General features: G+C 68.1%; 13 protein-coding genes. 10 read left to right on the top strand and 3 right to left on the bottom strand.

Going from position 1 to position 11973, the window contains the following annotated elements; all coding sequences use genetic code 11:
* The first annotated feature begins 102 nt into the window (after positions 1 to 102).
* The 9 genes from hemP (at position 103) to KW830_RS01180 (ending at position 7136) form a co-directional block, all read left to right on the top strand.
* Positions 103 to 294 carry a hemin uptake protein HemP gene (gene hemP / locus KW830_RS01220; RefSeq protein WP_192333659.1) on the top strand — a complete coding sequence of 64 codons (192 nt, stop codon included), beginning with the start codon at positions 103 to 105 and terminating at the stop codon, positions 292 to 294.
* Between the two features lie 102 nt (positions 295 to 396).
* The gene (locus KW830_RS01215; protein ID WP_218331688.1) at positions 397 to 960 is read left to right on the top strand and encodes a hypothetical protein; all 564 of its coding nucleotides are present in this window, start codon (positions 397 to 399) and stop codon (positions 958 to 960) included.
* Between the two features lie 94 nt (positions 961 to 1054).
* Positions 1055 to 1483, top strand: coding sequence for a hypothetical protein (locus KW830_RS01210; protein ID WP_218331687.1), 429 nt, complete (start codon positions 1055 to 1057; stop codon positions 1481 to 1483).
* Positions 1480 to 2916, top strand: a complete 1437-nt coding sequence (locus tag KW830_RS01205) for a TolC family protein (RefSeq protein ID WP_218331686.1) — start codon at positions 1480 to 1482, stop codon at positions 2914 to 2916. The genes KW830_RS01210 and KW830_RS01205 overlap by 4 nt, the downstream gene beginning before the upstream one ends.
* 1 nt (position 2917) lies before the next feature.
* Entirely contained in the window at positions 2918 to 4309 is a 1392-nt protein-coding gene (locus KW830_RS01200; RefSeq protein WP_218331685.1) for a multicopper oxidase family protein, read from the top strand.
* 13 nt (positions 4310 to 4322) lie between these two features.
* Complete coding sequence (locus KW830_RS01195; protein WP_218331683.1) at positions 4323 to 4832, top strand: plastocyanin/azurin family copper-binding protein; 510 nt, start codon at positions 4323 to 4325, stop codon at positions 4830 to 4832.
* A gap of 21 nt (positions 4833 to 4853) precedes the next feature.
* Complete coding sequence (locus KW830_RS01190) at positions 4854 to 5366, top strand: DUF411 domain-containing protein (protein ID WP_218331681.1); 513 nt, start codon at positions 4854 to 4856, stop codon at positions 5364 to 5366.
* 17 nt (positions 5367 to 5383) lie between these two features.
* Positions 5384 to 5809 (top strand): copper-binding protein, encoded by a 426-nt coding sequence (locus KW830_RS01185; RefSeq protein ID WP_255578025.1) that lies wholly within the window; start codon positions 5384 to 5386, stop codon positions 5807 to 5809.
* A 178-nt stretch (positions 5810 to 5987) separates the two neighbouring features.
* Complete coding sequence (locus KW830_RS01180) at positions 5988 to 7136, top strand: leucine-rich repeat-containing protein kinase family protein (protein ID WP_370626069.1); 1149 nt, start codon at positions 5988 to 5990, stop codon at positions 7134 to 7136.
* A gap of 147 nt (positions 7137 to 7283) precedes the next feature.
* Here KW830_RS01180 and KW830_RS01175 read toward each other — a convergent pair whose 3' ends face one another.
* The 3 genes from KW830_RS01175 to KW830_RS01165 form a co-directional block, all read right to left on the bottom strand.
* Entirely contained in the window at positions 7284 to 8114 is an 831-nt protein-coding gene (locus tag KW830_RS01175; RefSeq protein ID WP_192333644.1) for a MetQ/NlpA family ABC transporter substrate-binding protein, read from the bottom strand.
* Between the two features lie 360 nt (positions 8115 to 8474).
* Complete coding sequence (locus KW830_RS01170; RefSeq protein WP_192333642.1) at positions 8475 to 9506, bottom strand: porin; 1032 nt, start codon at positions 9504 to 9506, stop codon at positions 8475 to 8477.
* Between the two features lie 405 nt (positions 9507 to 9911).
* On the bottom strand, positions 9912 to 10739 hold the full coding sequence (locus KW830_RS01165) for a MetQ/NlpA family ABC transporter substrate-binding protein (protein ID WP_066533467.1): 828 nt from the start codon (positions 10737 to 10739) through the stop codon (positions 9912 to 9914).
* Positions 10740 to 10965: 226 nt separating this feature from the next.
* Between KW830_RS01165 and KW830_RS01160 the strand changes: the two genes are divergently transcribed.
* The gene (locus tag KW830_RS01160) at positions 10966 to 11967 is read left to right on the top strand and encodes a P1 family peptidase (protein WP_218332578.1); all 1002 of its coding nucleotides are present in this window, start codon (positions 10966 to 10968) and stop codon (positions 11965 to 11967) included.
* The last annotated feature ends 6 nt before the right edge of the window (positions 11968 to 11973 follow it).

The raw sequence follows: 11973 nt of genomic DNA, 5'->3' as shown, positions 1-11973 counted from the left end.
GATGGAATACGCCGCGATAAAGCCCGATTGTCAGCAGGGTGGTTGCGTTATCAAATAAGAATTATTATCATTCGCACAACTCAACCGTTTCGGGATCCCACCATGCACACCCAGCCTGCTCTGCGCACCACCTCTTCCTCCACCTCCATCCTGCCCGTGGCCGCGTCCCCGGCCCATATGCAGCTGGACAGCGCCGAACTGCTGCAAGGCCAGAAGGCCGTCACCATTGTGCACAACGGCTCTACCTACCGCCTGCAGGCCACCAAGCTGGGCAAGCTGATCCTGACCAAGTAAGCCGACGGTCCGCCCCCCTTGGCCGGACCCGGCATGCCGCACCGGGCGCCACGCCCCATTTTGGCCGTGCGGCCCCTGCCCACCGCCCCGATCACCCCGACCGTGGAACTTCCCGACGTGGGCGGTATCATTCCCTGCATGCGCCGCATGCTGTCCTTTTTCCTGGTGGTTCTGCTGGCCCTGCGGGGTCTGGCGGGCGATGCCATGGCCATGGGCACCTTGCCGGCCATGGGTGCCAGCACGGCGGCTGTGCACCACAGCATGCCGGGCATGGACCACGGCAGCCCCTCCCCCTCTTCTTCCCTTGCCAGCGCCGTGCAGGCGGATTCCCATGGCACCGCGCATGGGCCGCAGGGGCACCACACGGAGCATGCCGACCGCGATGCGGTGGCGCCGCACCATTCCGCCCCCTCTGACGGTACGGATCTGCATGCCGCACTGACCGCGGCGGACCGGTGTGCGGCCCCGGGGGCGCAGTCCGCTTCCGGCTGCGAGCACAGCCACGGCGCGCCCTGCGCCGCCTGTGTGGTCTGCCACTCCGCCGTTTCTCCCATGTCGCTGCCCCTGGCCGCGAACGACATCCCGCCCCACGCCCAACCCGTGGGCGGCGCTGCGCGCTTTGCCAGCGCCCAGCCGCTGCAGGCATCCAAACCCCCCATCTTCTGAGACCTGACGCCCGAAGTGCGTCTGCAGCCGCGCGGTGGCCTGGTGCACACCGCCCGGCAGGACGCCGTGTTTGTCACGTTGCAGGAGACTTTGCATGCGCTTTGCGCACTCTTTCACCCCGTGGTGTGTGGCGGCTGCCGCACTGACCACCTTGCCCTCCGGCGCCTGGGCCCAGACGGCCCCTCCCGCCCCTGCCGACCATACGGCCGCAGCCCCAGGCGCAGAGGCGGCCCCGCCGTCCCGCCTGCCGGACTGGCTGCAGCCCACAGCCCCCAGCCGGCCGCTGCAGCACCTGCCCCTGCCCGCCAGCGGCGGCGTGGAGCAGGCCAGCATGCCCTGGCAGGCGGCCAATGCCGCCGTCGCCCAGTTCCCGCGCGGCCATGCCGATGTGCTGCAGCGGGAAAAAGCCCAGGCGGGCACCCCACCCGCAGCGTCCGCCCACCACCCGCCCGCCCCGGCTGCGCCCACGGCAGCACCTGCGGCAGGCGAGCATCAGGGCCACCACCACGGAGGCCAGCCATGAGCCCACGCCTGCTTCGCCTCACCCCCGTGGTCGCGGCCCTGGTGCTGGCCGGCTGCGCCAGCGTGGCGCCGGACGGCCAGCGCAGCGCCGTCACGGCCCATACGGAAGGCAGCCTGCCCGCCGGCAGCCAGTTGGCCGACCCCGCCCCCCAGGCCCGCGCTGCCGCCCGCGCGCAGGTGGCGGCCTGGCTGCAGCAACCGGTGGATGCCGACACTGCCGTGCGCATCGCCCTGCTCAACAGCCCGGCCCTGGAAGCCCAGGTGGCCGCGCTGGGTGTACAGGATGCCCAGCGCGTACAGGCGCTGACCCTGCCCAACCCCACACTCACGCTGGGGCGCTTTGTCAACGCCCAGGAACGCGAGATCGAGCGCCAGCTCAGCTTTGGTCTGGTCAGCCTGATCACCCTGCCCTGGCGTGCCCGCTGGCAGGGCTGGCAGCTGGAGCAGGCCACGCTGACCACCGCCCAGCAGGTGCTGCTGCATGCCGCCGACACGCGCCGCGCCTGGCTGCGCGCCGTGGCCGCGCAGCAGCAATTGCAGACGGCGCAGACCCTGCACGAAGCCGCTGCCGCCGGTGGCGAGCTGGCCCGGCGCATGGCGCGCGTGGGCAACTTCAGCAAGCTGGAGCAGGCCCAGGAACTGCGCGTACAGCAGGAGGCCGCCGCCAACCTGGCCCGTTCCCGCCTGAATGCCGCGCTGGAGCGCGAGCAGCTGGCCCGGCTGATGGGCCTGTGGGGCGCGCAAGCGGACTTTGTGCTGCCGGCCACCCTGCCGCCGCTACCCGCCGCCGCCGCACTGCGCGCCGGCGACGATGCCGAAGCCACGGCCCTGCGCGAGCGCCTGGACCTGCGTGCCCTGCGCCGCGAGCTGGACACCACGGCCGAACGCAACGGCTTTGCCCGCGTAGGGGCGGTGTTCGGTGATGTCGGCGCCAGCTACAGCCGCAACACCAGCACCGAACGCGCCAGCGGCCATGACGACATCACGCGCGGCTGGGAGCTGGAGCTGCCGCTGCCGCTGTTCGACTGGGGCGGCGCGGCCAGCGCAGGCGCCCGCTCCGCCCTGCAGCGCAATGCCGCCCAGCTGCGCGAGACCGCGCTGCGCGCCCGCAGTGAGGCCCGCAGCCACTGGCTACGTTACCGCACGGCCTATGACCTGGCCCAGCAGCAGCAGACCGAAGCCGTGCCGCTGGCGCGCTTTCTGCAGGACGAAGCGGTGTACCGCTACAACGGCATGTTCATCAGCGTCTGGCAGCTGCTGGCCCAGGCCCGCAGCACCGCCCAGGCGGTGGCCACCGCCACCGAGGCCCAGCGCGACTTCTGGCTGGCCGACGTGGACCTGCAGCTGGCGCTGACGGGCACCTCGCCCGGAACGCCGCCTTCCCCCGTCACCCCCAGCGCAGCGCCTGCTGCCACCACCGAGGCAGGCCACTGATATGCAACGCCGATCCTTTTTCACCGGCGCCGCCACGGCCGTGGCCGCCGCTTCCGTCAGCCGCGTGGCCATGGCCGCGCTGCCCGAGCCCGTGATCCAGGCCAGCGCCGACACCGCTGCGCCGCTCACGCCCCCCAACGGCCGCCCCTACCACCCAGTGGTCACGCTCAACGGCTGGACCTGTCCCTGGCGCATGAACGCCGGGGTCAAGGAATTCCACCTGGTGGCGGAGCCCGTGGTGCGCGAGGTAGCGCCTGGCTTTTTCGTCAACATGTGGGGCTACAACGGCCAGTCGCCGGGGCCGACCATCGAGGTGGTGGAAGGCGACCGGGTGCGCATCTTCGTCACCAACCGCCTGCCCGAGCACACCACCGTCCACTGGCACGGCCAGCGCCTGCCCAACGGCATGGACGGTGTGGCCGGCCTGAACCAGCCGGCCATTCCACCCGGCAAGACGTTTGTCTACGAGTTCGAGGCGCGCCGCCCCGGCACCTTCATGTACCACCCGCATGCGGATGAAATGGTGCAGATGGCCATGGGCATGATGGGCCTGTGGATCACCCACCCCAAGGCCCGGCATCCGCTGATTGCCGAGGTGCAGCGCGACTACGCCTTTTTGCTGGCCGCCTACGCGGTGGAGCCCGGCGCCGCCACGCCCCGGGTCAACGAAATGACGGATTTCAATATCTGGACCTTCAACAGCCGTGCCTTCCCGGCGATCAGCCCGCTGGTGGCCAAACAGGGGGACCGGGTGCGCATCCGCGTGGGCAATCTGACCATGACCAACCACCCCATCCACCTGCACGGCCACGAGTTCGAGGTGACAGGCACCGATGGCGGCCCTGTGCCGCTGACGGCGCGCTGGCCGGAGGTGACCACCGATGTGGCCGTGGGCCAGATGCGCCAGCTGGAGCTGATGGCCGATGCGCCGGGTGACTGGTCGCTGCACTGCCACAAGAGCCACCACACCATGGGCGCGATGGGGCATAGCGTGCCCACCATGATCGGCGTCGACCACCAGGGTCTGGTGGGCAAGATCCAGAAGATCGTGCCCGACTACATGCTGATGGGCGAGCGCGGCATGGGCGACATGGGGTCCATGCAGATGCCGCTGCCCGACAACACCTTCCCGATGATGACGGGCCAGGGACCGTTCGGGAACATCGAGATGGGCGGCATGTTCACCACCTTCAAGGTGCGCAGCCAGCTGGGGGCCAACGACTACCGCGACCCGGGTTGGTACCGCCACCCCAAGGGCACGGTGGCCTATGAATGGCAGGGCGCACCACTGGATGCCCAGGCCCCGCGCCAGACCGCACCAGGCACGGCCCCGGGCGCTGCCAGCGTGCACAAACCCGAATCCCTGCCCCCGGCGGCAGGACATGCGCATTGAAAGGAAGACTCCCATGAAGACATTTCCCTGCATGGCGGCCCTGGTGCTGGCCGCCAGCGCGGCCGCCGGCGCCTTCCCGGCCTGGGCCCACGGCACGGACGCCCATGCGGCGCCCGATGCCAGCCGCCCCGCCCCCAGCCCGGTGCAAAAAGACTGGGGCCTGGCCGGCGATGGCCAGCATGCCCGGCGCACCATCACCCTGACCATGACCGATGACATGCGCTTCAGCCCCGACCACTTCCAGGTGAAGCGGGGCGAAACCGTGCGCCTGCGCGTGGTCAACCAGGGCCAGGTGATGCACGAAGCCGTGCTGGGCACCCGGGACTCGCTGGACGCGCATGCCCAGATGATGCTGAAGTACCCCGGCATGGAACACGCCGAGCCCTATATGGCCCATGTGGCCCCGGGCCAGACCGAAGAGCTGGTCTGGAACTTCAACCGTGCAGGCAGCTTCGACTTTGCCTGCCTGATTGCCGGCCACTACCAGGCCGGCATGCAAGGCCGTTTCACGGTCACCGAATAACCCCTCAACAAAGGACACACCATGCATACCACCAACACACGCACGAGCCGCCGCCACGCCCTGGGCCTGCTGGCCGCCAGCGGTCTGGCCGGCCTGGCCGGTCTGGGCACCCTGCCCGCACTGGCCGCCGCACCCGCCAAGACGCCGATGGAAGTCTGGAAAGACCCGAACTGCGGCTGCTGCAAGGACTGGATCGTGCTGATGGAAAAAGCCGGCTTTGCCGTGACCGTGCACGACAGCGGCAACAGCGCCGTGCGCGCCAAGCTGGGCCTGCCGCAGAACCTGGGCTCCTGCCACACGGCCCTGGTGGGTGGCTACCTGGTCGAAGGCCATGTGCCTGCGGCCGATGTGTTCAAGCTGCTCAAGGACAAGCCCAAGGCGCTGGGCATCACCGTCCCCGGCATGCCGGTGGGCAGCCCCGGTATGGACGGCCCCGAATACGGCGGCCGCAAGGACCCGTTCGATGTGCTGCTGGTCACCCAGAATCTGATGGGCAGCGGTGTCGGCACCCGCGTCTTCTCCAGCTACCGTTGATGCACCCAGGACCTGCCATGTTTGCTTTTTCCCCCTCCACACTGTCCCTGCGCACCCCCATCCTGGGCGCCACCGTGCTGGCCCTGGGCCTGGCCTGGGGCAGCGCCCAGGCCCAGGGTGCCGCCGCGCCCATGGACCACAGCCAGCATGGTGCCCACAGCGCTGCGGCGGCAGATAGCCCTGCAACCCCGCAGGCAGCGGCTGCGGCCGCCCCTGCTGCGGTGCTGACCCCCGGTGAAATCACCCGGGTCGACGCCCGCGGCGCCAAGCTCACCATCCGCCACGGCGAGATCACCAACCTGGGCATGCCGGCCATGACCATGGTGTTCGGACTGAAGGACAGTACCCAGCTGGCGCAGTTCAAGCCGGGCGACCAGGTGCGCTTTCATGTGGAGGACGCCCAGGGCCAGCTGCTGATCACCCACATCGAAGCCGCGCACTGAACCCGGGCCGCAGCCGCGGCCCCGGGCTGCGGTACATCAAGGCCGGCCCATACCGAGAAAAAAATCTGCGTGGGCCCACCCATCTTGCCGGGAAGGTGACAGGCGGGCGCCTACACTTGGCGCCCGCATGCATACCCTGGATCAATTAGAAAGTGGCGCGCTGGCCGGAGCGCGCGAGGTGAGACTCTGCAACCAGGGTCTGACGGCCATCCCGCCGGCCCTGTTCGCCCTGGCCGATACCCTGGAGCTGCTGGACCTGTCCGGCAACCAGCTCAGTTCCCTGCCCGCCGAATTCGCGCGCTTTGCACGGTTGCGCGTGCTGTTTGCCTCCCACAACCCCTTCACCGAGCTGCCGCCCGTGCTGGGCCAGCTGCCGGAGCTGGAGATGGTGGGCTTCCGTGCCTGCCGGATTGCCGAGGTGCCGCCGCACAGCCTGCCTGCGCGCCTGCGCTGGCTGATCCTGACCGACAACTGCCTGACCAGCGTGCCCGACGCGCTGGGCGAACGCCCGCGCCTGCAGAAGCTGATGCTGTCCTGCAACCAGCTGACCGCCCTGCCCGCCAGCCTGGTGCGCTGCAACCGGCTGGAGCTGCTGCGCATGGCAAGCAACCGCTTCACCGCCGTGCCCGAGGTGCTGCTGCAGCTGCCCCAGCTGGCCTGGCCGGCGCTGGCCGGCAACCCGCTGACCCAGGCCAGCGAGCAGCAGCTGCATGCCGCAGCCGCCGCCAAGGCCCTGCCCTTTGCGGATCTGGAGGTGGGTGCGCTGCTGGGCGAGGGCGCCAGCGGCCATATCTACCGCGCCCGCAACACGCGCAGCGGAACGGAGCTGGCGCTCAAGGTCTTCAAGGCAGCCCACACCAGCGACGGCACGCCCCAGTCCGAGCTGGCGGCGGGCATGGCGGTGACGCCCCATCCCCAGTTGCTGACCCCGCTGGCGGCCGTCAGCGGCCTCCCGCAGGGCCAGCTGGCCATGGCCTTGCCGCTGCTGCCCGAGGGCATGCAGCCGCTGGCCGGCCCGCCCAGCCTGCGCAGCTGCACGCGCGATGTCTATGCGCCCGGCGTGTCGCTGTCGTCCTGTGCGGTCCAGCACATCCTGGCGCAGATCAGCGGCGCCGTGCGCCACCTGCACTACAGCGGGGTGCTGCATGGCGATCTGTATGCGCACAACATCCTGTGGAACCCGCAGACCGGGGCCGCCATGCTCAGCGACCTGGGCGCTGCGCTGCTGACGCGGGGTCTGCCGACCGCCCAGGTGCGGGCACTGCAGCAGATCGAACTGCGCGCGCTGCACATCCTGCGCGACGAGCTGTACGCCGTAGCGCGCTGACAGCAGCGAGCACGGCTTTCGGTCCCGGCCCGGCGACCCGCTCGGTGCGGTTGCAGTGCACCGGCGGCAGCACGAACGCACCATGCAAGCAAAAAGGGACCGCATCGCGGTCCCTGGTGTACTTGGGCAAGCGCCTTGCGGCAGGGCTTACTGCAGGAAGCCTGGCTTGGCGTAGCCGGCGAACTTGCTGTCGACCACGGCCTTGAAGTCGGCCGAGCGGTAGGCTTCGGCCAGGTCCTTGGCCCACTGGGCGTCCTTGTCCTTGGTCTTCACGGCCACGATGTTCAGGTAGTGGTCGGGCACTTTTTCCAACAGCACGGCTTCGGTCAGCTTCAGGCCGGAAGAGATGGCGAAGTTGCCGTTGATGATGGCGAACTGCGTGTCATCCAGGGCGCGCGGCAGGTGGGCGGCGTCCAGCGGCACCAGCTTGATCTTCTTGGGGTTGGACGCCAGGTCCAGCTCCGACACGCGCAGCGGGTTCACGCCTTCCTTGATCTTGACCAGACCGGCCTGCTGCAGCAGCAGAATGCCACGCGCCAGGTTGCTGGGGTCGTTGGGCAGGGCCACGCGGTCGCCTTCCTTCAGGTCGGCCAGGCTCTTGCGCTGCTTGCTGTACACGCCCATGGGGGCGATGGGGCCCTGGGTCAGTGCCACCAGGTCCAGCTTGCGGTCACCCTTGAACTGGTTGAAGTAGACCTCGTGCTGGAAGAAGTTGGCGTCCAGCGAACCATCGGCCAGGGCCAGGTTGGGCTGCACGTAGTCGTTGAACTCCACCAGCTTGACCTTGTAACCCTTCTTCTGCAGCAGGGGCACGATGCCGTACTGCAGCTGGTCGATGTTGGAGCCGGCCGTGCCGCCGATCACCAGCTGCTTCTTGCTGGCGTCCTGGGCCAGCGCCGGGGCCGACAGGCCGACCGAGGCTGCAGCCAGCACGGCAGCGGCCAGGATGGAACGGCGGGTGGTGAACAAACGGGACATGGTGGCTTCTCCTGGGATCTCTCTGGCCGTCTTGCGGCGCGGGTCTTGAAAAACGGTCTGTCTGTGCAGGCGGTGCGGGTGTCGGGGGCTGGTTCAGCCCTCGCTTCTGTCACGAAGGAAACCGGTGGTGCCGGCCTGCTGCAAACGTCTGGCGGCAGTATCTCCAGAGTCGCTTCAATCTCCAACCAATAAAAATTCCAATCCTTATTCAATATTTCATATGAAGACTGCGCCATGGCCACAGGCTTGGCGGCAGGCATTCCGCAGGGGCCTGGAGGGCGTGCCTGCGGCGCGCAGACATAAAAAAACCCGGCCGAGGCCGGGTAGGTCCAGCAGGGCAGACGCAAGGTCTGCAACTGCTTAGAAGCGGTGGCGGATGCCCACAGCCAGGCTGGTGCCGGACTTCAGACCGGTGAAGCGGTCGTTCATGACCACGCCGTACACATCGGTGCGCTTGGACAGGTTGTGGTCGTAGCCCACGGTGGTGGTGGTGTGCTTGCCGTCCCAGGCGCCGGTGTCCATCTTGGTGTGGGCCACGGCGGCCTTGATGGTGCCAGCCTTGGAGACGGGGATGTCCAGACCCAGCGAAGCGGTCTTGCCTTCGTAGTTGTCGTTGTCCTTGGTCTTGGACTGGCCGTAGGTGCCGTAGAGCTTGACCACGCCGAAGTCGTAGGAGCTGCCCAGCATCCAGTTTTGCTTGGTGCCGTCAGCCAGCAGGCCTGCGCCGGGGTTGTTGACCTGAGCGCGCTCGTAGAAGCCGGTCAGCATCAGGCCGCCGGTGCGGTAGGTGGCATTCACGCCCACGTTCTTCTTGCTGTTGGCAGTGGCCACTTCACCGAACTGGTAGGCCACGTTGATCGTCAGGCCGCCGATGTCGGGCGTGGTGTAGCGGATCTGGTTGCTCCAGCCGGTGTCCGACGGGGTGGTGCTGTAGTTCACGCCGCCGTTGTAGAAGGACACGTTCTCGTGCAGGATCAGCGGCGAGACTTCGAACGAGTCGCCAAACGGGTTGGCAAACACGGAAGGCAGGAAGTTGGGGGCCGAAGTGCGACCCAGCAGCAGCTGACCGAAGCCGCCCGACAGGGTGACGTTCGCATCGCGGGCAAAGTAGGTATCGCCGGGGAAACGGCCCTTGGAGCCGTCATCGCCCTGGAAGAAAGCGCCCAGCATGAAGCCGGCCTTCAGGCCGCCGCCCAGGTCTTCCGTACCCTGCACGCCCCACCAGGAGGTGGACATACCGCCGGAATCGACCACGCTCTTGCGTTCCGAACCTGCCATCTTCATGGAGCCGACATACATGTCGACCAAGCCGGTCAGTTGGACATTGCTTTGTGCGTGGGCCGCGCCCAGGCATGCGAGCGCAGCGCCGAAGGCGATGAGAGTTTTTTTCATGTTGTTTCCTTGTGACAATGCGGCGATTCTCTGCTGTGTGCACAGAGTGCGTCACCATGCAAGAGGCTGGAGCCCGCTTTTTTTGCCCTGAACGGGAAAATTGAAGCAAAAAAGCAACAAATCGCGGTCAAAGCACCGACAAAGCCGCTGCTTGCGCACCAGCTTGGTGCAAACCACCGACCGACGACGCTGCGGATATTTCCCCTTGCAACGCCCTTTTCGCTGCTTATCTGCGTTCTTTCCGTACTCTTCAAGCACCGGCAGCGCCACACCGCCTGCGCGTCCTGCCCCGCGGCACAGCACCGCCCAAAACAAAGGGACTGCCCTGCAGTCCCTTGTTGGTGCCTGGTGCCTGGTGTCAGGCAGTCAGACCGGCAGGCCGCTGTTCGCCGCCCGTGCAGCGCCTTACTGCAGGAAGGCCGGCTTGGCGTAGCCGGCAAACTGGCTGTCCACCACGGCCTTGAACTCGGCCGAGCGGTAGGCGGCCGCCAGGTCCTTGGCCCACTGGCTGTTTTCGTTGCCGGTCTTCACGGCCACCACGTTCAGGTACTGGTCGGGGGTCTTTTCCAGCACCACGGCGTCGTTCAGTTTCAGGCCGGACGAGATGGCGAAGTTGCCGTTGACCACCACGTAGTCGGCGTCTTCCAGCACGCGCGGCAGTTGTGCGGCTTCCAGCGGCAGGAACTTGAGCTTGTGCGGGTTGGCCGCCAGGTCCAGCTCCGATATGCGGGCAGGGTTCACGCCCGGCTTGACCTGCACCAGGCCGGCCTGCTGCAGCACCAGCAGCGCGCGCGCCAGGTTGCTGGGGTCGTTGGGCAGGGCCACCTTGGCGCCGTTCTGGATGCCTTGCAGCGACTTGTGCTTCTTGCTGTAGACGCCCATGGGGGCCACGGGGCCCTGGACGATGGCGCTCAGCGCCAGCTTGCGGTCGGCGGTGAACTGGTCAAAGTAGGCGCGGTGCTGGAAGAAGTTGGCGTCCAGCGAGCCGTCGCTCAGCGCCAGATTGGGCTGCACATAGTCGTTGAACTCCACCAGCTTGATCTGGTAGCCCTTCTTCTGCAGCTGGGGCAGGATGCCTTTTTGCAGCAGGTCGTAGTTGGAGCCGGCGGTGGCGCCGATCAGCAGCTTCTTCTTGGCGGCGTCCTGCGCCAGCGCGGGCGTGCCCAGGGCGGCCACCAGGGCCAGGGTGGAAGCGGCCAGCACGGCGCGGCGGGAAACAAAGCGGGAGGTCATGGGAAAACTCGCAAAAGGGACAAAAGAGAGAATGGGGGGAGAGAATCCGGGCCACCGGACGGTGGCGGTCGCCCTTCAGTATCGCGCCGCCATGGGTAAACCCTAGAGATAAAAAAACTATTTGTTTATCACCCATCCCATATAAACCCGGCCATCGCCCTACCGGAACCTGCCTGTGACCGCTTTCTTCCCCGCCGCTTCTGCACCTTCCGCCGCCGTTCTCGACCTGTTGCAGCATCCCGGGCACATCGCCCGGGTGCAGGGCATCAGCGTGGGACACCACACCGACTCCCGCCGCCCCACCGGCTGCTCCGTGGTGCTGTGCCCGCAGGGCGCAGTGGGCGGGGTGGATGTGCGCGGCGCCGCCCCCGGCACCCGCGAGACGGATCTGCTGGCGCCCTCCAATCTGGTGCAGCAGGTGCACGGCATCACCCTGGCGGGCGGCAGCGCCTGGGGGCTGGATGCCGCCAGCGGCACGGTGCGCTGGCTGGAGGCCCAGGGCGCCGGATTGGACATTGGCGTGGGCCGTATCCCGCTGGTGCCTGCTGCCGTGCTGTTCGATGTGATGCTGGGCGATATGGCCATCCGCCCGGATGCCGCAGCCGGCTACGCGGCCTGCCAGGCCGCCACCCGCGAACGCCCGGCCGAAGGCAGCGTGGGCGCCGGCGCCGGCGCCGTGGTGGGCAAGATCTTTGGCTTTGCACGGGCCATGAAAGGCGGTATCGGCACGGCCAGCTTCACCGTCGACGGCGTTACCGTGGGCGCCCTGGTGGCGTGCAATGCACTGGGTGATGTCTACCACCCGACCACCGGCGAGCTGCTGGCCGGTGCACGCACGGCCGATGGCGCCGCTCTGCTGTGCGCCCGCGATGCCCTGCTGCGCGGCGACAGCCCACAGACCATTCTGGCCGGCAGCAACACCACCATCGGCGTGGTGGCCACCGATGCCCAGATCACCAAGCCCCAGGCCCAGCGCCTGGCCACCGTGGCCCACGACGGTCTGGCGCGCGCCATCAACCCGGTGCACACCATGAGCGACGGCGACACCCTATTTGCCTTGGGCACGGGCCAGTCCGGCCGGACCCTGGGCCTGATGACGCTGTTCACCCTGGCCGCCGAAGCCGTGGCCGTGGCCACGGCCCGCGCCATTCTGCTGGCCAGCGCGGTGGAGGTGCCCGGTCAGGCCAGGCTGCCGTGCTGGAGCGACGGGCTGCGCCCTACCCGCTAGCCCTGC

Source organism: Comamonas sp. CMM03 (assembly GCF_019218715.1).
Taxonomy (GTDB): domain Bacteria; phylum Pseudomonadota; class Gammaproteobacteria; order Burkholderiales; family Burkholderiaceae_C; genus Comamonas; species Comamonas terrigena.
The sequence above is the reverse complement of the archived record's forward strand: the minus strand, read 5'-3'. Positions and strand labels throughout refer to the sequence as shown.

Coding starts and splice junctions, on each gene's coding strand:
- hemP (WP_192333659.1), top strand. CDS start 103: ATGCACACCCAGCCTGCTCTGCGCACCACCTCTTCCTCCACCTCCATC.
- KW830_RS01210 (WP_218331687.1), top strand. CDS start 1,055: ATGCGCTTTGCGCACTCTTTCACCCCGTGGTGTGTGGCGGCTGCCGCA.
- KW830_RS01205 (WP_218331686.1), top strand. CDS start 1,480: ATGAGCCCACGCCTGCTTCGCCTCACCCCCGTGGTCGCGGCCCTGGTG.
- KW830_RS01200 (WP_218331685.1), top strand. CDS start 2,918: ATGCAACGCCGATCCTTTTTCACCGGCGCCGCCACGGCCGTGGCCGCC.
- KW830_RS01195 (WP_218331683.1), top strand. CDS start 4,323: ATGAAGACATTTCCCTGCATGGCGGCCCTGGTGCTGGCCGCCAGCGCG.
- KW830_RS01190 (WP_218331681.1), top strand. CDS start 4,854: ATGCATACCACCAACACACGCACGAGCCGCCGCCACGCCCTGGGCCTG.
- KW830_RS01185 (WP_255578025.1), top strand. CDS start 5,384: ATGTTTGCTTTTTCCCCCTCCACACTGTCCCTGCGCACCCCCATCCTG.
- KW830_RS01175 (WP_192333644.1), bottom strand. CDS start 8,114: ATGTCCCGTTTGTTCACCACCCGCCGTTCCATCCTGGCCGCTGCCGTG.
- KW830_RS01170 (WP_192333642.1), bottom strand. CDS start 9,506: ATGAAAAAAACTCTCATCGCCTTCGGCGCTGCGCTCGCATGCCTGGGC.
- KW830_RS01165 (WP_066533467.1), bottom strand. CDS start 10,739: ATGACCTCCCGCTTTGTTTCCCGCCGCGCCGTGCTGGCCGCTTCCACC.